General features: G+C 70.9%; 21 protein-coding genes. 16 read left to right on the top strand and 5 right to left on the bottom strand.

Features of this window, described 5'->3' with window-relative positions; translation table 11 throughout:
• Positions 1-116: 116 nt before the first annotated feature.
• The 11 genes from ald (at position 117) to ACFYWI_RS34400 (ending at position 10,677) form a co-directional block, all read left to right on the top strand.
• Positions 117-1,232, top strand: a complete 1,116-nt coding sequence (gene ald / locus ACFYWI_RS34450; protein ID WP_389239738.1) for an alanine dehydrogenase — start codon at positions 117-119, stop codon at positions 1,230-1,232.
• Positions 1,233-1,670: 438 nt separating this feature from the next.
• Positions 1,671-2,813: a ParA family protein gene (locus tag ACFYWI_RS34445; RefSeq protein ID WP_389239720.1), complete on the top strand. Its 1,143-nt coding sequence runs from the start codon at positions 1,671-1,673 to the stop codon at positions 2,811-2,813.
• Positions 2,798-3,361, top strand: a complete 564-nt coding sequence (locus ACFYWI_RS34440) for a hypothetical protein (protein ID WP_389239719.1) — start codon at positions 2,798-2,800, stop codon at positions 3,359-3,361. Before ACFYWI_RS34445 ends, ACFYWI_RS34440 begins: the two co-directional genes overlap by 16 nt.
• 44 nt (positions 3,362-3,405) lie before the next feature.
• Positions 3,406-4,545: a segregation and condensation protein A gene (locus ACFYWI_RS34435; protein WP_389239718.1), complete on the top strand. Its 1,140-nt coding sequence runs from the start codon at positions 3,406-3,408 to the stop codon at positions 4,543-4,545.
• A 32-nt stretch (positions 4,546-4,577) separates the two neighbouring features.
• Positions 4,578-5,159 carry an SMC-Scp complex subunit ScpB gene (scpB, locus tag ACFYWI_RS34430; RefSeq protein WP_389239737.1) on the top strand — a complete coding sequence of 194 codons (582 nt, stop codon included), beginning with the start codon at positions 4,578-4,580 and terminating at the stop codon, positions 5,157-5,159.
• On the top strand, positions 5,156-6,298 hold the full coding sequence (locus ACFYWI_RS34425) for a pseudouridine synthase (protein WP_389239717.1): 1,143 nt from the start codon (positions 5,156-5,158) through the stop codon (positions 6,296-6,298). The genes scpB and ACFYWI_RS34425 overlap by 4 nt, the downstream gene beginning before the upstream one ends.
• A 110-nt stretch (positions 6,299-6,408) precedes the next feature.
• Entirely contained in the window at positions 6,409-7,062 is a 654-nt protein-coding gene (pnuC, locus tag ACFYWI_RS34420) for a nicotinamide riboside transporter PnuC (protein WP_389239716.1), read from the top strand.
• Positions 7,059-8,138 (top strand): AAA family ATPase, encoded by a 1,080-nt coding sequence (locus ACFYWI_RS34415; RefSeq protein ID WP_389239715.1) that lies wholly within the window; start codon positions 7,059-7,061, stop codon positions 8,136-8,138. Before pnuC ends, ACFYWI_RS34415 begins: the two co-directional genes overlap by 4 nt.
• Positions 8,135-8,857 carry an NUDIX domain-containing protein gene (locus ACFYWI_RS34410; protein ID WP_389239714.1) on the top strand — a complete coding sequence of 241 codons (723 nt, stop codon included), beginning with the start codon at positions 8,135-8,137 and terminating at the stop codon, positions 8,855-8,857. The genes ACFYWI_RS34415 and ACFYWI_RS34410 overlap by 4 nt, the downstream gene beginning before the upstream one ends.
• Positions 8,854-9,888 carry an ADP-ribosylglycohydrolase family protein gene (locus tag ACFYWI_RS34405; protein WP_389239713.1) on the top strand — a complete coding sequence of 345 codons (1,035 nt, stop codon included), beginning with the start codon at positions 8,854-8,856 and terminating at the stop codon, positions 9,886-9,888. Before ACFYWI_RS34410 ends, ACFYWI_RS34405 begins: the two co-directional genes overlap by 4 nt.
• Positions 9,889-9,891: 3 nt before the next feature.
• Positions 9,892-10,677 carry a DNA polymerase beta superfamily protein gene (locus ACFYWI_RS34400; protein ID WP_389239712.1) on the top strand — a complete coding sequence of 262 codons (786 nt, stop codon included), beginning with the start codon at positions 9,892-9,894 and terminating at the stop codon, positions 10,675-10,677.
• 29 nt (positions 10,678-10,706) lie between these two features.
• Here the strand turns inward: ACFYWI_RS34400 and ACFYWI_RS34395 are convergent, their stop codons facing one another.
• From ACFYWI_RS34395 to ACFYWI_RS34385, 3 genes are all read right to left on the bottom strand, one after another.
• Positions 10,707-11,417 (bottom strand): DNA polymerase beta superfamily protein, encoded by a 711-nt coding sequence (locus tag ACFYWI_RS34395; protein ID WP_389239711.1) that lies wholly within the window; start codon positions 11,415-11,417, stop codon positions 10,707-10,709.
• Positions 11,418-11,455: 38 nt separating this feature from the next.
• Positions 11,456-11,911 (bottom strand): Rieske (2Fe-2S) protein, encoded by a 456-nt coding sequence (locus tag ACFYWI_RS34390; RefSeq protein WP_389239710.1) that lies wholly within the window; start codon positions 11,909-11,911, stop codon positions 11,456-11,458.
• 159 nt (positions 11,912-12,070) lie between these two features.
• Positions 12,071-12,403, bottom strand: a complete 333-nt coding sequence (locus tag ACFYWI_RS34385; protein WP_389239709.1) for a DUF952 domain-containing protein — start codon at positions 12,401-12,403, stop codon at positions 12,071-12,073.
• A 229-nt stretch (positions 12,404-12,632) separates the two neighbouring features.
• Between ACFYWI_RS34385 and aroH the strand changes: the two genes are divergently transcribed.
• From aroH to der, 5 genes are all read left to right on the top strand, one after another.
• Entirely contained in the window at positions 12,633-12,995 is a 363-nt protein-coding gene (aroH, locus tag ACFYWI_RS34380; RefSeq protein ID WP_389239708.1) for a chorismate mutase, read from the top strand.
• On the top strand, positions 12,992-14,077 hold the full coding sequence (locus ACFYWI_RS34375; protein WP_389239707.1) for a prephenate dehydrogenase: 1,086 nt from the start codon (positions 12,992-12,994) through the stop codon (positions 14,075-14,077). The genes aroH and ACFYWI_RS34375 overlap by 4 nt, the downstream gene beginning before the upstream one ends.
• A gap of 190 nt (positions 14,078-14,267) precedes the next feature.
• Positions 14,268-14,951, top strand: a complete 684-nt coding sequence (gene cmk / locus ACFYWI_RS34370) for a (d)CMP kinase (protein ID WP_389239706.1) — start codon at positions 14,268-14,270, stop codon at positions 14,949-14,951.
• A gap of 53 nt (positions 14,952-15,004) precedes the next feature.
• Entirely contained in the window at positions 15,005-15,592 is a 588-nt protein-coding gene (locus ACFYWI_RS34365; protein ID WP_389239736.1) for a lysophospholipid acyltransferase family protein, read from the top strand.
• A 72-nt stretch (positions 15,593-15,664) separates the two neighbouring features.
• Positions 15,665-17,125, top strand: a complete 1,461-nt coding sequence (der, locus tag ACFYWI_RS34360) for a ribosome biogenesis GTPase Der (RefSeq protein ID WP_389239704.1) — start codon at positions 15,665-15,667, stop codon at positions 17,123-17,125.
• A gap of 78 nt (positions 17,126-17,203) precedes the next feature.
• On the opposite strand, the gene ACFYWI_RS34355 is transcribed toward der, so the two are convergent.
• Together ACFYWI_RS34355 and ACFYWI_RS34350 are read right to left on the bottom strand one after the other, a co-directional pair.
• Positions 17,204-17,548 (bottom strand): hypothetical protein, encoded by a 345-nt coding sequence (locus tag ACFYWI_RS34355; protein ID WP_389239703.1) that lies wholly within the window; start codon positions 17,546-17,548, stop codon positions 17,204-17,206.
• A 269-nt stretch (positions 17,549-17,817) separates the two neighbouring features.
• Complete coding sequence (locus ACFYWI_RS34350; RefSeq protein WP_389239702.1) at positions 17,818-18,597, bottom strand: hypothetical protein; 780 nt, start codon at positions 18,595-18,597, stop codon at positions 17,818-17,820.
• Between the last annotated feature and the right edge of the window lie 327 nt (positions 18,598-18,924).

The raw sequence follows: 18,924 nt of genomic DNA, 5'->3' as shown, positions 1-18,924 counted from the left end.
TCCTTCATTAGACTGGCTCCACCGCATCTCCTTGTGGTGTCTCCCGGTGCGCCTCGTGTATCCGGGTATGCATGGCATTGACCGTATTTTCCCCTGAGCCAAGGACCGTGATCGACGTGAAGGTCGGCATCCCCCGCGAGGTCAAGAACAACGAGTTCCGGGTGGCCATCACCCCCGCCGGTGTGCACGAGCTCGTGCGCAACGGTCACCAGGTCGTCGTCGAGCAGAACGCCGGTGTCGGATCCTCGATCACGGATGACGAGTACGTCGCCGCGGGTGCTCTGATCCTTCCCACAGCAGACGAGGTCTGGGCCACCGCTGACCTGCTGCTGAAGGTCAAGGAGCCGGTTGCCGAGGAGTACCACCGCCTCCGCAAGGACCAGACGCTCTTCACCTACCTTCACCTCGCCGCGTCCCGCGCGTGCACGGACGCCCTGCTGGAGTCCGGCACCACCGCCATCGCGTACGAGACGGTGGAGACCGCGAACCGCGCGCTGCCGCTGCTCGCCCCGATGTCCGAGGTCGCGGGCCGGCTGGCCCCGCAGGTCGGCGCCTACCACCTGATGCGCTCGGCCGGCGGCCGCGGTGTGCTGCCCGGCGGCGTCCCCGGCGCGGCGGCCGGCGAGGCCGTCGTCATCGGCGGCGGCGTCTCCGGCTGGAACGCCACGCAGATCGCCGTCGGCCTGGGCTTCCACGTCACCCTGCTCGACCGTGACATCAACAAGCTGCGCGAGGCCGACAAGGTCTTCGGCAGCAAGGTGAAGACGATCGTCTCCAACGCCTTCGAGCTGGAGAAGGCCGTCGTCGAGGCCGACCTCGTCATCGGTGCGGTTCTGATCCCCGGCGCCAAGGCGCCGAAGCTGGTCACCAACGAGCTCGTCGCCAAGATGAAGCCCGGAAGTGTACTTGTCGACATCGCAATCGACCAGGGCGGCTGCTTCGAGGACTCGCGTCCGACCACCCACGCCGAGCCGACCTTCATGGTCCACAACTCGGTCTTCTACTGCGTCGCCAACATGCCCGGCGCGGTGCCGCACACCTCCACCTACGCGCTCACCAACGCGACGCTCCCGTACATCGTGGAGCTCGCCAACCGGGGCTGGGTCGAGGCCCTGCGCCGCGACCCGGCGCTCGCCAAGGGTCTCAACACCCATGACGGCCAGGTCGTTTACGGACCGGTGGCCGAGGCCCACGGTCTGCGGAGCGTCGAACTGAGCACGCTGCTCGGCTGAGCAGTCAACGCGCGACGTCAACATCACGCGCCCGGCCGGACCTTGTCAGCGAGGTCCGGCCGTACGTGTATCCGACCGCTTTGGGCGTGTCCGCTCAACTCGCCTCGAACACAACCCTTTAACCGTTTCGCGCACCCGTGAAACGCGCGCGCGGAAGCACACTGGAACCCCTGTGCACCCTTGACAGGAGGATGTTCGATTGCCGACACATCGGGCCGGGTCCGGCGGATTGTGTTGCTGCGGACCGGTGACACGCCATAGAGTCGCCAATCGTCGGCATGGTGCCACGCTGACCTATCGATAAGTTTCCTGGTCACGTCCAAGGAGGTAAGACGACTTGTGAATGAGTCGACATTTACTCCCGGGGGTGGGCAACCAGGAACGCTCCCCCTGCGCCCGGAGGGCGCGGGGGCACCCCCAGTGCGCCCGGAGGGCGCGGTGGTACCCCCGACGACGGGCCAGGGTCCGTCGTCCGGGTTCGAGGCTGTCGGCTCCGTCGCTGTCCGCACGTTCGCGACGCACCAGCACACGACGCACATGACGACACCCCACACGATGAAGATGATGGACGGCCAACACGTGAACGCCATGGCCGGCAACGAGAGTGGCCGAGAGTCCACCCACTTCGCCGCCTACGAGGAAGTCCCCGAGGGGCACTTCTACGACCCCGATGCCGAGTACGAGCCCGATCCCGAATACGCGGCCACCCTCGCCCCCGACGCTGCCCGTCAGCGCCGCGAGCGCATCGGCCCCACCGGGCGTCCCCTGCCGTACTTCCCGATCCCGGGACCGCTGACCGACCACGGCCCCGCGAAGATCATCGCGATGTGCAACCAGAAGGGCGGCGTGGGCAAGACGACGTCGACCATCAACCTGGGTGCGGCACTCGCGGAGTACGGACGGCGCGTGCTGCTCGTCGACTTCGACCCTCAGGGAGCCCTGTCGGTCGGCCTCGGCGTCAATCCGATGGAGCTCGATCTCACCGTCTACAACCTGCTCATGGAGCGGGGCATGTCGGCGGACGAGGTGCTGCTGAAGACCGCCGTGCCCAACATGGACCTGCTGCCGAGCAACATCGATCTCTCGGCCGCGGAAGTACAGTTGGTGAGCGAGGTCGCGCGCGAGTCCACGCTGCAGCGTGCGCTGAAGCCGCTTCTGTCGGAGTACGACTACATCGTGATCGACTGTCAGCCCTCGCTCGGCCTGCTGACCGTGAACGCCCTGACGGCCGCTCACAAGGTCATCGTGCCGCTGGAATGCGAGTTCTTCGCGCTGCGCGGTGTGGCGCTGCTGACCGAGACGATCGAGAAGGTCCAGGAGCGCCTCAACCCCGACCTGGAGCTCGACGGCATCCTCGCCACGATGTACGACTCCCGTACGGTGCACAGCCGCGAGGTGCTGGCCCGGGTGGTCGAGGCCTTCGACGACCACGTCTACCACACGGTCATCGGGCGCACCGTGCGCTTCCCGGAGACCACGGTCGCCGGTGAGCCCATCACCACCTACGCGTCCAACTCCGTCGGCGCCGCCGCGTACCGTCAGCTCGCCAGGGAGGTGCTCGCCCGGTGTCACGCCGAGTGAGTCTGCCCGGGGCCGACGAGCTGTTCCGTACGACCGGGGGCATGGCGCTGTCGTCAACGCCGCGCCGGCAGACGAACGGCGAGCCTCGGGTGCCGGCACCGGCCGGGGAGAGCGACTCCGTTGCGGAGGGCGCGACCGGCTCACAGGAGCACTCGGCCGCGGAGGCGGATGCTCCCGGGGAGGAACGCAGCCGGGGCGCGGAGGCGGCGCAACAGGCCGCGGCCGCCGCGTCTTCCGCAGCGCCGCAGAAGGTGCGCCGGGCGCCGGAGGCCGAGACGCAGGCCGCCGCGGCTGCCCAGCCCCGGCGCCGCGGGCGTGGGGCGAACCGCCGCCCCAGTGGGCGCGAACGGCACGACGAGAAGATCACGGTCTATGTCTCCGCCGAGGAACTGATGGACCTCGAGCACGCGCGACTGGTGCTGCGCGGCGAGCACGGCCTGGCCGTCGACCGCGGGCGTATCGTCCGCGAGGCGGTCGCGGTGGTGCTGGCGGACCTGGAACAGCGGGGCGACGCGAGCATCCTCGTGCGACGCCTGCGCGGGCGCTGACGGGGTAGCCTGCGCGCGACGCTCCTTCCGCCCCCTGGACCACGATGCCCCCGACCGACGACGCCCCTGCCCGCCCCACCCGCCGCCACCTGGGCCGCGGTCCCGGCACGGGCTCGCTGCGCGATGTGTCGCCGGATCCTGCCTCGCCCCGTACGCAGGACGAGTCCTCCGCCCGCCCCGACACCGAGGTGGTTGCCCCTGCGGGGCGGGCCGCGACGGCTGTGGCGGTGGATCGGGCCGACGCTGCCGGCTTGCCCGCGGCGGCCGACCGTGCCTCCGACACTGCCGTGGCCGCGCGCCGGCACCCGGGCGGCTCCGCCGAGCCGTCCCCGGGCGTCGGGGAAGAGGCGGGGCAGCAGGCCCCCCGGCCCGGCGACGACGGGCGGTTCACCGTACGGCTCGCCAATTTCGAAGGGCCCTTCGACCTTCTCCTGCAGCTGATCTCCAAGCACAAGCTCGATGTGACCGAGGTCGCCCTCTCCAAGGTCACCGACGAGTTCATGGCCCATATCCGGGCCATGGGGCCCGACTGGGATCTCGACCAGACCACCGAGTTCCTCGTCGTCGCGGCGACACTGCTCGATCTCAAGGCCGCCCGGCTGCTGCCCTCCGCCGAGGTGGAGGACGAAGCCGACCTGGCGCTGCTGGAGGCACGGGACCTCCTCTTCGCGCGGCTGTTGCAGTACCGCGCGTACAAGCAGATCGCCGAGATCTTCAGCGCACGGCTGGAGACCGAGGCCCGGCGGTACCCCCGTACCGTGGGGCTCGAACCCCATCACGCCGAACTGCTGCCCGACGTCGTCATCAGCATCGGCGCCGAGGGGTTCGCCAGGCTCGCCGTCAAGGCCATGCAGCCGAGGCCCAAGCCGCAGGTGTACGTGGATCACATCCACGCGCCCCTCGTCAGTGTCCGGGAGCAGGCGGAGATCGTCGTGGGGCTGCTGCGGGAGCGGGGGCGGGCCACGTTCGGTGAGCTGACCGCGGGCGTCGGCGACACCCTCACCGTGGTCGCCCGGTTCCTCGCCCTGCTCGAGCTGTACCGCGACAAGGCCGTCGCACTCGAGCAGGAGGACGCATTGGGCGAGCTCCTGGTCAAGTGGACCGGCGGCGACACCATGGCCACTGTCACCGATGAGTTCGATCGAGCCCCCGAGGCTCCCGAGGCTGAGGAGGAGAAGGCGTGAGCGAGCTCAAGCCCGCACTCGAAGCTGTCCTCATGGTCGTCGACGAGCCCGCGACCGAGGAGCATCTCGCCAAGGTGCTCGAGCAGCCGCGCCGGGCCGTCGCCGACGCGCTGCGGGAGCTGGCGGACGAGTACACCGTCCAGCGCCGCGGCTTCGAGCTGCGGCTCGTCGCGGGCGGCTGGCGTTTCTACAGCCGCGCCGAGCACGCGGACGCCGTCGAGCGCTTCGTCCTGGACGGACAGCACGCACGCCTGACACAGGCTGCGCTGGAGACGCTCGCGGTCGTCGCGTACCGCCAGCCGGTCAGCCGTTCCCGGGTCTCCGCGGTGCGCGGAGTGAACTGTGACGGGGTCATGCGCACCCTGCTCCAGCGGGGTCTGGTGGAGGAGGCGGGCGCGGAACCCGAAACAGGTGCGATCCTGTACAGGACGACGAACTACTTTCTGGAGCGGATGGGCCTGCGCGGCCTGGACGAGCTTCCGGAGCTGGCGCCCTTCCTTCCGGAGGCGGAGGCGATCGAGGCCGAGACGCAGGAAGGCGTTCCGTCGTTCGATCCGGACGCTCCGGACACCGGCGATTCAGACGACGCAGACGACAAGACGACGGAATTTTGATGCGAAGCAGCGGCAGGAACAGCGGCGGGACCAGCGGCGGAAACCGTGGCGGAAGCAGCGGCGGAAACCGTGGCGGGAGCAGCGGCGGACGCGGCGGCTACCGAGGTGCGGACGGAGGCCCCTCCCGGCCGAAGGCCGGGGGAGACCGCGACGACAAGCAGAAGCGCGCGGGCAAGCCGCGTCCCGAGGAGCGCCGCTACGACGTGGGCGGTTCCTCCGAGGGGCCCAAGAAGGGGCGCGGCAGCACCGCCCGCGGCGGGGCCAAGGGCGGGCCCAAGCAGTCCCCCCAGCGGGGCGGCGGCCGCACGGCTCCGGCGCGTTCGCGTGAGTACGACGCTCGTTCGGAGGAGCGCAACCGCGAGCGCTACGCGAACAAGCCACAGGTCACGACGCCCAAGACGTTCCCCGGTGCCGAGCAGGAGGGGGAGCGGCTGCAGAAGGTGCTCGCCCGCGCAGGCATGGGCTCGCGGCGTTCCTGCGAGGAGCTGATCGACGCCGGGCGGGTCGAGGTCAACGGCCAGATCGTCATCGAGCAGGGTCTGCGCGTCGACCCCGAGAAGGACGAGATCAAGGTCGACGGCCTGACCGTCGCCACCCAGTCGCACCTCTTCTTCGCGCTGAACAAGCCCGCGGGGGTCGTCTCCACCATGGAGGACCCGGACGGTCGCCAGTGCCTGGGCGACTACGTCACCAACCGTGAGACCCGTCTCTTCCACGTCGGCCGGCTCGACACGGAGACCGAGGGCATCATCCTGCTCACCAACCACGGCGAGCTGGCCCATCGCCTCACCCATCCCAAGTACGGCGTCAAGAAGACCTACCTCGCCGCCATCACCGGCCCGCTGCCCCGCGAGGTGGGCAAGCGCCTCAAGGACGGCATCCAGCTCGAGGACGGGTACGCCCGCGCCGACCACTTCCGGGTCGTCGAGCAGATCGGCAAGAACTACCTCGTCGAGGTCGTCCTGCACGAGGGCCGCAAGCACATCGTCCGCCGCATGCTCGCCGAGGCCGGCTTCCCGGTCGACAAGCTCGTACGGACCGCCTTCGGCCCGATCGCGCTGGGCGACCAGAAGTCCGGCTGGTTGCGGCGCCTGACCAACACCGAGGTCGGCATGCTGATGAAGGAAGTCGGCCTGTAGCCGCACGCATCCGCCGAGAAGAGCCCGCGACCGTTTCGGTCGCGGGCTCTTCTGTCTTGTGGGCGAGGGCAGTTGCCCTTTATAGTCAACCTGACTATTAAGGAGTCGGTGTGAGTCTCGCGGATATTCTCGAACCCCTGCAGCGGCCGCTGTTCACCGTGCTGGACACCCCGGTGAGCTGGACCGAGTTCCTCGGTTTCGGCAGCGGCGCACTGTGCGTGTGGCTCGTTGCCCGCCAGCACATCGCCAACTGGCCCATCGGCATCGCCAACAACGTTCTCTTCATCCTGCTGTTCGCCCAGGCGGGCCTGTACGCCGACGCCGGCCTGCAGGTCGTCTTCATCACCCTCGCCGGGTACGGCTGGTGGACCTGGACCCACGGGGGTGGACCAGGTTCCGGCGCCCTCCCGGTGCGGCGCACCACCCGCACCGAGTGGACGTGGCTGATCGCGGCGGGGGCGGTGGGGACATTCGGCCTCACCCTCCTGCTGGAGCGCGCCACCGACTCGACCGTCCCCTTCTGGGACGCGCTGACCACCGCCCTGTCCCTGATGGCGACCTACGGGCAGTGCCGCAAGCGTCTCGAGTCGTGGTGGCTGTGGATCGCCGCCGATGTGGTCTATGTCCCGCTGTACCTGTACAAGGAGCTCTATCTCACCTCCCTGCTGTACGTCGGCTTCATGACGCTGTGCGTCATCGGCCTGCGCAGCTGGTCGCGCGACCTCGCCGTACGCCGGCCGCACACCGTGGAGGTGAGCGCATGAGGCGCTACGGACACGGCCTGGTGCTCGGGAAGTTCTATCCGCCGCACGCCGGCCACCACCATCTCGTACGCACCGCCGCCGACCGTTGCGAGCGGCTCACCGTGCTCGTGTGCGCCGCGTCCGTGGAGTCGGTCCCGCTCGCGGACCGTGTGGCCTGGATGCGGGAGGTACACCCGGACGTGCGGGTCGTCGGGGCCGTGGACGACATCCCGGTGGACCTGAACGACCCCGCTGTCTGGGACGCCCACATGACGATCTTCCAGGAGGCGGTGCCACAGGGCGTGGACGCGGTCTTCACCTCCGAGCCCTACGGGGACGAGCTCGCCCGGCGCTTCGGCGCCGACCATGTCCGTGTCGACCAGGACCGCACGCTCTTCCCGGTCTCGGGGACCGCCGTCCGCAAGGACCCTGTGGGCTGCTGGGACTTCCTGGAGAGCCCGGTGCGGGCGTGGCTCACCCGTCGTGTCGTCGTGCTCGGTGCCGAGTCCACCGGCACCACGACCATGGCGCGCGCACTCGCCGCGCACTACCGGCGGCGCGGCGGAGTGTGGTCCGGGACCCGGTGGGTGCCCGAATACGGGCGCGACCACAGCGAGGAGAAGCTGGCCGCACTGCGCGAGCTGTGGCCCGAAGCCCAGTGGGAGGACGTGGAGTTCACCTCGGAGGAGTTTCCGGTGATCGCCGAGCGGCAGAACCGCCGTGAGAACCGGATGGCCCGCATCGGATCGCCCGTTCTGTTCTGCGACACCGACTCCTTCGCGACAACGGTGTGGCACGAGCGGTACGTCGGCGGCCCCAATGCCCTGGTCGAGGAGATCGCCGACCGGGTCACCCACCACCTGTGGCTGCTCACCGACCACGACGGCGTCCCCTTCGAGGACGACGGGCTGCGCGACGGCGAGGAACTGCGCCCCTGGATGACCCAGCGGTTCCGCGACGAGCTGACCCGCACCGGCCGAAGCGTCGTCGAACTGACCGGACCGCACGAGCAGCGTCTTGCCACCGCCGTCGCGGCCGTGGACGCCCTGCTCGCCGAGGGCTGGGACCTCGCCGATCCTCTTCCGGAGAGCCGATGATGCGGGGCTACGACCCGGGCGCCTTCCCGCCCTTCGCCGTCACCGTCGACCTCGCCGTCTTCACGGTCAGGCAAGGACGGCTGCAGGTACTGCTCGTCGAGCGAGGCCAGGAGCCGTACCGGGGCTCGTGGGCGCTGCCCGGCGGCTTCGTCCGGCCCTCCGAGTCGGCGGAGCTCGCCGCGCGCCGCGAACTTGCCGAGGAGACCGGCCTGTCGCAGGAGACCGCGGCCGGCCTCCATCTGGAACAGCTGCGCACATACAGCGAACCGGACCGCGACCCGAGGATGCGGGTCGTCTCCGTCGCCTACACGGCGCTGCTGCCGGATCTGCCGGAACCGCGCGGCGGCGGCGACGCGGCGCGCGCCCAATGGGCGCCCTTCGGGACGTACGGGCCCCTCGCCTTCGACCACAACCAGATCCTCGCCGACGCCCACGACCGCATCGGCGCCAAACTCGAGTACACCTGTCTCGCCACCGCCTTCTGCCCGCCCGAGTTCACCCTCGGCGAGCTGCGTCAGGTGTACGAGACGGTCTGGGGCGTGGAACTCGACCGCCCCAACTTCCGGCGCAAGGTCCTCACCACGCCCGGCTTCGTCCAGGTCGTGGAGGGACCGCCGCGCCTCACCGGCGGGCGGGGGAAACCGGCCGCTCTGTACCGGGCGGGTGAAGCGTGCGCGCTCCACCCGCCGCTCCTGCGACCGGAAGGACGACACCCATGACGACCCTGAGGACCCACAGGACCATCACCAAGCAGGCCGCGACGGGCTCGCTGACCGGACTCGCCCTCGGGGACGCGCTGGGCTTCCCCACCGAGTTCAACGATGTGCCCTCCATCCTCGCGAAGTGCGGGCCATGGCGGCAGATGGAGCTGCCCACGCCCGCGTTCGTCACCGACGACACCCAGATGACGCTCGCCCTCGGCCGGGCCATACGGACTGCGATGGACCGCGGGCTTCTGGTCGGCTCCCGGCTGCTGCGGCCGCTGCGCGAGGAGTTCACGTCCTGGTACCACTCCCCGGACAACAACCGCGCCCCCGGCCGCACCTGCCTGGCCGCCTGCGAGCTGCTGGACAACGAACGCCTGCCCTGGACCCAGGCCAGCCAGATCGGCTCCAAGGGCTGCGGCGCCAACATGCGCGTCGCGCCGGTCGGACTCGTACCGGGGCTGAGCGAAGAACAGCGGGCGGGCGCGGCGCAGTTGCAGTCCGCCCTCACCCACGGCCATCCGACCGCCCTGGCGGCGAGCGACCTCACGGCGCGTGCGGTGTACCTGCTGGCGCAGGGGGCCGAGCCGATGGGACTGGTGGGCCGGCTGCGCTCGTACGCCTACGACAACCGCGCCCGTTACCACCACAACTGGCTCGGCAACCTGTGGACCTACTCCCATGACCCGTCGCCCGAGGCATTCATCGCACGCGGCTGGGACGAGTGCCTGCGGATGCTGGAGCGGCTCGCCGCGGCCCTGCGCTCGCCCGAGCCGGAGCTGGACCCGTGCCTGGCCACCGGGGACGGCTGGATCGCCGAGGAGGCTCTCGCCACGGGTCTGCTGTGCTTCCTGATGTTCCCCGAGGAGCCGGTGGCGGCCCTGCGCCGGGCGGCCTGCACCAAGGGCGACTCCGACTCGATCGCCTGCCTCGCGGGCGCGTTCGCGGGGGCACACCTGGGGGCGGGGGCGTGGCCCAAGGAGTGGGCGGAGCGGATCGAGTACCGCAGCGATCTTCTGTCGCTGGGCGCCCTCTGGGACTCTTGATCCATGACTGATCCACTGGACATGGACCTGGGCCCCGTCGTCGCCGGGCAGCCCGATCCTCCCCCTACGTCCTGGGGGGCATGGGGGGACCCCCAGCTGTTCGTCACCGTGTCCGGGGCACATCTGTACGGATTCCCGTCCCGGGACTCGGATGTGGACCTGCGGGGCGTCCATCTGCTGTCCGTCGAGGCACTGTTGGGCCTGAGCGAGCCGGACGAGACCCGGACGCGGATGTGGGACCGGGACGGTGTCGAGATGGACCTCGTCACGCATGACCTGCGCAAGTTCGTACGCCTGATGCTTCGGCGCAACGGCTACGTCCTGGAGCAGCTCCTGTCGCCGCTGGTGGTGCACACGACGGACGCGCACGCCGAGCTCGTGGCGCTCGCACCGTCCGTGGTGACCAGCCACCACGCCCACCACTACCGCGGGTTCGCGAACACGCAGTGGAGGCTGTTCGAGAAGACCGGCGAGCTCAAACCGCTGCTGTACACCTTCCGGGCGCTGCTCACCGGCATCCATCTGATGCGGGCGGGCGAGGTGCAGGCGCATCTGCCGACGCTGCTCGGGCAGGTGGACGCCCCGAAGTACCTGTCCGACCTGATCGTGCACAAGGCGGAGGCCGAGCACGGCCCGGCCGGAGTGGACCCGGAGCGGATACGCCCGGACGTCGACAAGCTGTACGCCGTCCTGGACGACGCACGCACGACGGCCCCGCTGCCGGCCGAGCCCGCTCCCGGGGCGTACGAGGAGCTGAACCGCTTCGTGGTCCGGGCGCGCCTCGGGTGAGGGACGCGGGGAGCATCTGCCGGGCGGCTTCAGTCGGGCCGAACGCCGTCCCACCGCGCCGACGCCCGCCGCGTGCGCACGAGGAAGTCCTCCACCCGTGCCCGGTCCGGTTCGGCCGGAAGCGGGGAGCGGTGTGCCGCGGCATCGGCCTCCTCGGCGAGGCGGGTCATCCACGACTCGACCCGCGGCCACGCCACCTCACCCCGTTTGACCTCGAGAAGCCGCTCCCGGTCCGCGCCGACGTCGATCACCAGCTCGCCGGTGCGCAGCAGATCGCGGCAACTGCCCAGCAGCCGCAGCAGATGCATCGCATGCTTCCAGCGCGGCGCGCCATGCCGGCGCACGTCCGCCTCCAGCTTCCTGCGCCGGCCCTCGGCATAGCGCGTGAACGTCCGGTGCGCCTGGCGCGAGAGGAACGCGCCGCGCAGCGAGAGCAGCTCCTGGCCGGTGTCGTCGATGCGCTCGACGAAGGGGGAGTACAGGCACTCCAGGACGCTCGGGTTGGCGCGCAGCGCGAGTTCGAGAAAGCGCTCCAGTTCCCAGGAGAACTGCTCCTGTGCCGGGCCCTCGACATGTGTGGGAGGCTTGTCGAGGCGCCAGTACAGCGCGGTGGGCACCAGGAACACCCCGCGCCGGTCGGTGTCGCTCCCCTCGGTGGCGAGCCCGAACGCACGCGACCCCATGACGCAGGAATAGATCGTTCGCTCTCGCACCAGGTCGGCATGTGCTTCGGGGGTCATGCGCGAGAGCGTACGGGAGGGGTTCGGGGCTCCCGCGGCTACGTCAGGCTGATCGTCTCCCCGGACACGCTGATCTGCTTCGACGGCAGCGGCTTCGTGGCCGGACCCCTGACGACCGAGCCATCGGTGATGCGGAACTCGCTGTCGTGACAGGGACAGTCGATGGTCCCGTCGGCGATCGTCTTGACCAGGCAGCCCTGGTGGGTGCAGACCGCGGAGAAGGCCTTGAAGTCACCGGCCTTCGGCTGGGTCACCACCACCTTCCGCTCCTTGAAGACCTTGCCGCCGCCCACCGGGATCTCCGACGTCCGGGCGAGCTCCTCACCGGCCGGTCGCGGTGACCCGGCCGCCTCGTCGGACTCGGCGGCCGCGGGGGCGCTCGTCTCCGGTTGCGTCGTGGTGGCGCTGTCACCGCCCCCGCCCCCGCATCCCGCCACCAGCGCGGCGGCGCCCGCCGCGCCCCCCGCCAGGACCGTCCTCCGGCGCGTGTCCATGACAGTCTCCTCAGTTCGTGGCCCCGACCCGCTCGGGGGCACGAGCATCCTGGCTTCGAATGCGCCGCAGGTGAAGCAACCGGGCAGGGCGTGCCCCCAATGCGGGAGAGTTGTCCGTCCGTCGGCCCAGTGTGCTCCTGACTCCTGTCGGCACCAGGGTCAGATCCATGGGGTGAGCTCCCGCGCACGACCGTCCGCGTCACGGCGCACCGCAAGCACCGCGCCGACGGCGTCGCGCTCGATCGGTCCGTACACATGCGGGAAGAGCATGTCCGTGGATCCCTCCCAGCAGACCTCGGCGCCGAGTGCGGACTCGTCGATCTGCAGGACCAGCAGTTCGGGCACATCGCGAAGAGGGCCGTCCGCGATCGCGAGCGCTGCGTGCCGGTCGGCCGAACAGTGCACAAAGCCTTCGACGGCGAGCGAGGCGGGGGCGTACGGGCGCTCGACCTCGGCGGTCCACTCGTCGACGGACACGACGTGAAAGATCATGCGGCAGTTGTAGCGCAGGCGGCGGGGGAGCGGCCTGCCGAGTGGCACTGCGAGGGTGAACGGGTGACATTGACCGTGCTCGCCCGCCTCTGCGCCGGCACCCCGGCCGAAGACCTCATCAGGCATCAGCGCCTTTTGACCGGCCCGTCTCGGGGAGCGGTCACGGCGGCCGCGGGCCCGCGTCCTGACTACGCTGAACGGAGCACTCGCACAGGTGAAGGAGCACGACGTGGCGGTACGAGCGGTCCGAGGAGCCGTCCAGTTGGAACGGGACGAGGCCCGGCACATGGACGAGCAGGTCAGCGAGCTGCTCACCGCCATCCTGGAGCGCAACGGACTCGCCGCCGACGATCTGATCAGCATCTGGTTCACGGCCACGCCCGATCTGCACAGCGACTTCCCCGCAGCCGCTGCGCGAGGGCTCGGCATCATCGACGTACCGCTGATCTGCGCGCAGGAGCTCGACATCGCCGGCGCCATGCCGAGGGTCGTACGGGTACTCGCGCACTGCGAGTCCGACCTGCCCAAGTCGCGCATCGCGCACGTCTACCTCGGCGCCGCCGCCGCACTCCGCAAGGACATCGCCCAGTGAGAACCGCCGTTGTGATCGGGACCGGACTGATCGGCACGTCCGCCGCGCTCGCCCTCGCGGGACGCGGCGTCGCCGTGCATCTCGTCGACCACGACCCGGCCAGGGCCCGTACCGCGGCCGCGCTCGGCGCGGGCACCGACGAGCCGCCCGAGGGCCGCGTCGACCTCGCGGTCGTCGCCGTACCGCCCGCACATGTCGCCACCACGCTCACCGAGGCGATGAACGCCGGTGTCGCCCGCGGCTATCTCGACGTGGCCAGTGTCAAGGGCGGACCGCGCCGTGAGCTGGAGGCGCTCGGCGCGGACCTGACCGGCTACATCGGCACGCACCCCATGGCGGGCAAGGAGCAGTCCGGCCCGCTCGCCGCCACCGCCGACCTCTTCGAAGGCCGCCCCTGGGTGCTCACGCCGACCCGCGACACCGACACCGAGGTGCTCAACCTGGCCCTCGAGCTGGTCGCCCTGTGCCGGGCTGTCCCCGTCGTCATGGACGCCGACGCGCACGACCGGGCGGTCGCACTCGTCTCCCACACCCCGCAGCTGATCTCCTCGATGGTCGCGGCGCGCCTGGAGGAGGCGGACGACACCGCGGTGCGGCTCTGCGGGCAGGGCATCCGGGATGTGACACGCATCGCGGCGTCCGACCCCCGGATGTGGCTCGAGATCCTCTCCGCCAACCCCGGACCGGTGGCCGATGTGCTCGCCGGGGTGGCCGCGGACCTGGACGAGACGGTGCAGGCGCTGCGCGCCCTGCAGTCCGGCGACGAGTCCAAGCGCCGCGGCGGCGCCGACGGCATCGAGGACGTGCTGCGCCGCGGCAACGCCGGCCGCGAGCGCGTCCCGGGCAAGCATGGCGCCGCCCCGGCGACGTACGACGTCGTGGCGGTGCTCATCAGCGACCAGCCCGGCGAACTGGCCCGGATCTTCGCCGACGCCGGCCGGGCGGGCGTGAATGTCGAGGACGTACGCATCGAGCACGCGACGGGCCAGCAGGCCGGCCTGGTGCAACTGATGGTGGAACCGGCGGCGGCACCAGTGCTGTCCGCGGCGCTGCGGGAGCGGGGCTGGGCGCTGCGGCAGTAGCCGGCGGACGGGGTGCGGGCCGGGGGCCCTGCACCGCGTCCGGGACTGCCGTGGCAACGCGAGGAGGGGCCCGCCCCGGAGGGTCCGGCTGCTCGCATCCCACAGGGGTGCACAGGTGGTGTCCGGCACTCGGTAACCTTGTTCGGGGCACCCCGGCATTTCCGCCTGCCCTCTCCCACGAACCAGGAAGGTGTCCGACACCGTGGAATCCGTGATCGTCGCCATTGATGGACCCTCCGGCACGGGCAAGTCGAGCACCTCCAAGGCCGTCGCCACGCAGCTGGGGCTGAGCTACCTCGACACCGGCGCCCAGTACCGGGCGATCACCTGGTGGATGATCACCAACGGCATCGATCTGCAGGACCCCGCCGCGATCGCGACCGCCGCCGAGAAGCCCTCCATCGTCTCCGGGACCGACGCCACCGCCCCGACGATCACCGTCGACGGTCTCGACGCGTCCGGTCCGATCCGTACCCAGGAGGTCACCTCCCAGGTCAGTGCGGTCAGCGCCGTGCCCGAGGTGCGCACCCGGATCACCGAGCTGCAGCGTTCCATCGCCGCGGCCGCCGAGAAGGGCATAGTCGTCGAGGGCCGCGACATCGGGACCACGGTGCTCCCGGACGCCGATCTGAAGATCTTTCTGACCGCCTCGCCCGAGGCCCGTGCGGCCCGTCGCAGCGGTGAGCTGAAGGGCTCGGACGTCGCCGCCACCAGGGAAGCGCTCATCAAGCGGGACGCGGCCGACTCCAGCCGTAAGGCCTCCCCGCTCGCCAAGGCGGACGACGCGGTCGAGGTCGACACCACCGACCTCACCCTCCAGCAGGTCATCGAGTGTGTCGTGACGCTGGTCGAGGAGAAGCGGGCGGGCAAGTGACCGTTGCCTCTCCCAAGGGCGCGGCCGTCGGCCGCGGCATCGGCGTAGGGCTGATGTACGGGCTGTGGAGACCCCGCGTCCTCGGCGCATGGCGGGTGCCCGCGGCCGGCCCGGTGATCCTCGCGGTGAACCACGCACACAACCTCGACGGGCCGATGCTCATGGGCACCGCCCCCCGTCCCGTGCACTTTTTGATCAAGAAGGAGGCGTTCGTCGGCCCCCTCGACCCGTTCCTGACGGCGATCGGTCAGCTGAAGGTGGACCGCGACGCCGCCGACCGCACCGCCATCACCAATGCGCTCGGCGTGCTGGAGAAGGGCGGGGTCCTCGGGATCTTCCCCGAGGGCACCAGGGGCGAGGGCGACTTCGCCTCGCTCCGCTCCGGGCTCGCGTACTTCGCCGTACGCAGCGGGGCGCCGATCGTCCCGGTGGCGGTGCTGGGAAGCACCGAGCGCCGCGGACGGTTGATACATGCGCTGCCGCCGCTGCGCAGCCGCGTCGACGTCGTCTTCGGCGACGCCTTCGAGGCGGGTGACGGCAGCGGACGGCGCACCCGCAAGGCGCTCGACGACGCCACCGTGCGCATCCAGGAACGGCTGGCAGCCCACCTGGAAAACGCCAAGCGCCTCACCGGGCGCTAGGCGAGACTGAACGTGAGTAGTGGGCCGCGGCTGCGGTCCATCGATGATGCAACGTAACGAGGTAAGCACTTCATGAACGACCAGATCCACTCCGGCGACGAGCACGGGGAGCTTGGCGACGCCGAGTACGCGGAGTTCATGGAGCTCGCCGCGGAAGAGGGCTTCGACGCCGACGCGGTGGAGGAGGCCATCGGCGAGGCCGGTCATGGCCCGCTGCCCGTCCTGGCCGTCGTCGGCCGCCCCAATGTCGGCAAGTCGACCTTGGTGAACCGCATCATCGGCCGCCGCGAGGCCGTCGTCGAGGACAAGCCGGGCGTCACCCGCGACCGCGTCACCTACGAGGCCGAGTGGGCGGGCCGCCGCTTCAAGCTCGTCGACACCGGTGGCTGGGAGCAGGACGTGCTCGGCATCGACGCCTCGGTCGCCGCGCAGGCCGAGTACGCGATCGAGGCCGCCGACGCGGTCGTCTTCGTCGTCGACTCCACCGTCGGCGCGACCGACACCGACGAGGCCGTCGTCAAGCTGCTGCGCCGGGCCGGCAAGCCCGTCGTGCTGTGCGCCAACAAGGTCGACGGACCCAGCGGCGAGGCGGACGCGACCGCCCTGTGGTCGCTGGGCCTCGGCGAGCCGCACCCGGTCTCCTCACTGCACGGCCGCGGTACGGGCGACATGCTCGACGCCGTCCTGGAGGCCCTGCCCGACGCCCCGGCCCAGACCTTCGGCACCGCGGTCGGCGGCCCGCGCCGCATCGCCCTGATCGGCCGCCCGAACGTCGGCAAGTCCTCGCTGCTCAACAAGGTGGCGAACGAGGAGCGCGTCGTCGTCAACGAGCTGGCCGGCACCACCCGCGACCCGGTCGACGAGCTGATCGAACTCGGCGGCGTCACCTGGAAGTTCGTGGACACGGCAGGTATCCGCCGCCGGGTCCATCTGCAGGAGGGCGCGGACTACTACGCTTCGCTGCGCACCGCAGCCGCCGTCGAGAAGGCGGAGGTCGCGGTCGTCCTCATCGACGCGAGCGAGTCCATCAGCGTCCAGGACCAGCGGATCATCACCATGGCTGTCGAGGCCGGACGTGCCATGGTCGTCGCCTACAACAAGTGGGACACGCTCGACGAGGAGCGCCGCTACTACCTGGAGCGGGAGATCGAGACCGAGCTCGCCCAGGTCGCCTGGGCGCCGCGGGTCAATGTCTCCGCCACCACCGGCCGCCACATGGAGAAGCTCGTTCCGGCGATCGAGACCGCGCTGGCGGGCTGGGAGACCCGCGTCCCGACCGGCCGGCTCAACGCCTTCCTGGGCGAGATCGTTGCCTCCCACCCGCACCCGATCCGCGGCGGCAAGCAGCCCCGCATCCTCTTCGGTACGCAAGCAGGCACCAAGCCGCCGCGGTTCGTGCTCTTCGCCTCGGGCTTCCTGGAGCACGGCTACCGGCGATTCGTCGAGCGCCGGCTGCGCGAGGAGTTCGGCTTCGCGGGCACGCCGATCCACATCTCGGTGCGCGTGCGCGAGAAGCGCGGCCGCAAGAAGTGACCACCCCCGCACGGCAGCTGCCCCCGTACCGGTCCACTCGGTACGGGGGCAGCTTGCTGTGTACGGGCCCGGGGGCGGTCACAGCTCCCTGCGGGGCGCCGGGGGCAGTGCCGCGGGCTGGTGCGGGCTGTGCGGCCGACCGGCCTGGTAGGGGACCCAGTTGCCCTGGGTCGAATGACCCGTATGGCTGCCGTGGCCGAACGATCCGACCCGGCTGCCGTGCGGCCCCGCCCCGAAGGCCTTGAAGCCGAGATGCTCTTCGCCGCTGCGGTCGCCCGGCAGCGCCCTGAACGCCCTGCGGTACTCGGAGTACAACGCGTCGTAGATCGGCGTGGCCGACTGGCCTGCCGACCCGTCGCGCGCGGGGCGCATCGAGGGGATCTGGCTCTGGTACGGCTGGCGGGAGGGGTCGTATGAGTGCACGTACCTGCAACGACCCCGCGGCCCGGCGGATGCGGGCTCGGCCGAGCTCATTTCCCGCGGGTAAGGCACCGCGGCCGGGGGACACGCGAGAACGCACGCCGGGGTGCGGCGGCACACCCCCGGCGTACGTCGTGCTCAGCACGCCGGTCGGCAGACGTGCGTCGAAGCGGCGTCCTGCATGCGCGGCGAGCGCGGTGCCGGAGCCTAGAGTGCCCGGCGCGGGCAGCCGACTCGGACGCCCGGTCGGGTGCCCGGCCCGGCTGCCCGGCTCAGGTGCCCGCAAGCGGCATCGCGGCGGCCACCAGCCGGCCATTGGCCGCCGCCTTCTCCAAGGCGTCGCGCAGCAGGTCCTCGCGCGGCTGCTGGCCGATGGAGCCGACCGGGGCGGCGAAGACCAGGACCATGTGCGACTTGTTGGCGGCGGTGCGCCAGCCCTCGGTGACCTGAAGCGGCTGATGGGCCTGCCACCAGGCAACGGGGCTGCCGCCGCCGGTGCCGGGCTGCAGCACCGCGTGCAGCTGTCCCATGGCGACGAGGACGGACCAGCCAGGCAGCTGGGCGGGGAGCCGGTTGACGTCGGTGACCGGCAGGAAACCCTGCTCGATCAGCAGCGGGAGGAAGTCGTCGCCGCCGATGCCGGTCGTGCCGGGGCGGGCGATCGGGGCGGTCGGTTCGACGACCAGGGCCGGGTGCACGTCGCCGTTGATCAGCACGAGACCGCTGGTCACGCCGAGCACGGCCTGCTGGGGCGCGGCGCCCGGGATCCGCGGCTCCTCGCCGGTGATGGAACGGACGGCGCCCTGGAGCTGGTCCTCGGCGACCTGGACGACCTGGGACGGGATGCAGGTGGCATGGGCGAAGGCGAGAACGGCGGTCTCCTCGCCCACGAACAGCACGGTGCTCGTGCGTTCCTGCTCGGAGTCGCCGGGAGTGCGGCAGGAGGTGCAGTCGTAGCTGCCCGGGGCGTTCTCCCCGGCGAGCAGCCGGTCGGCTTCTTCGTCGCCGATCTCGGCGCGTACGTCCTCGCTGACGTCGAGCATGCGCGGCACGGGTGGCTCCTCGGACTTGGTGCGGAGTTGATCATGCGAGCCGGGCGGGTCCCGGCTCATAAAGAGCTCAACGGGTGATCTGCGGCGAGGGTCACGCGTGAACGGGGACGGAAATCCGCGGACGCGTCCCGCCGTGAGCCGGGGTTGCGCACCGGTCCCCTGGCGGGGGTGGGCGCGGGCAGCGGCGCGACCCGCGCGGTGGCGCCGCCTGTACGCTTCCCGGCCCTGGCCCGCGTACTGCCGACGGGGCCCTCCGGCCGCGGTGTCCGTCGATCTCCCGGGTGGATATCCACGGTGATACGTCTGCGCAGATATGACACGCGGTAC

Source organism: Streptomyces sp. NPDC002889 (assembly GCF_042888425.1).
GTDB lineage: Bacteria > Actinomycetota > Actinomycetes > Streptomycetales > Streptomycetaceae > Streptomyces.
This window is presented reverse-complemented; position numbering and strand designations above follow the sequence as displayed.

Bases quoted from the DNA above. Each gene is read 5' to 3' on its own strand.
- ACFYWI_RS34400 (WP_389239712.1), top strand. From the start codon at position 9,892: ATGACTGATCCACTGGACATGGACCTGGGCCCCGTCGTCGCCGGGCAG.
- ACFYWI_RS34415 (WP_389239715.1), top strand. From the start codon at position 7,059: ATGAGGCGCTACGGACACGGCCTGGTGCTCGGGAAGTTCTATCCGCCG.
- ACFYWI_RS34390 (WP_389239710.1), bottom strand. From the start codon at position 11,911: ATGGACACGCGCCGGAGGACGGTCCTGGCGGGGGGCGCGGCGGGCGCC.
- ACFYWI_RS34410 (WP_389239714.1), top strand. From the start codon at position 8,135: ATGATGCGGGGCTACGACCCGGGCGCCTTCCCGCCCTTCGCCGTCACC.
- ACFYWI_RS34385 (WP_389239709.1), bottom strand. From the start codon at position 12,403: ATGATCTTTCACGTCGTGTCCGTCGACGAGTGGACCGCCGAGGTCGAG.
- ACFYWI_RS34405 (WP_389239713.1), top strand. From the start codon at position 8,854: ATGACGACCCTGAGGACCCACAGGACCATCACCAAGCAGGCCGCGACG.
- ACFYWI_RS34365 (WP_389239736.1), top strand. From the start codon at position 15,005: ATGTACGGGCTGTGGAGACCCCGCGTCCTCGGCGCATGGCGGGTGCCC.
- der (WP_389239704.1), top strand. From the start codon at position 15,665: ATGAACGACCAGATCCACTCCGGCGACGAGCACGGGGAGCTTGGCGAC.
- ACFYWI_RS34395 (WP_389239711.1), bottom strand. From the start codon at position 11,417: ATGACCCCCGAAGCACATGCCGACCTGGTGCGAGAGCGAACGATCTAT.
- ACFYWI_RS34435 (WP_389239718.1), top strand. From the start codon at position 3,406: ATGCCCCCGACCGACGACGCCCCTGCCCGCCCCACCCGCCGCCACCTG.
- scpB (WP_389239737.1), top strand. From the start codon at position 4,578: ATGGTCGTCGACGAGCCCGCGACCGAGGAGCATCTCGCCAAGGTGCTC.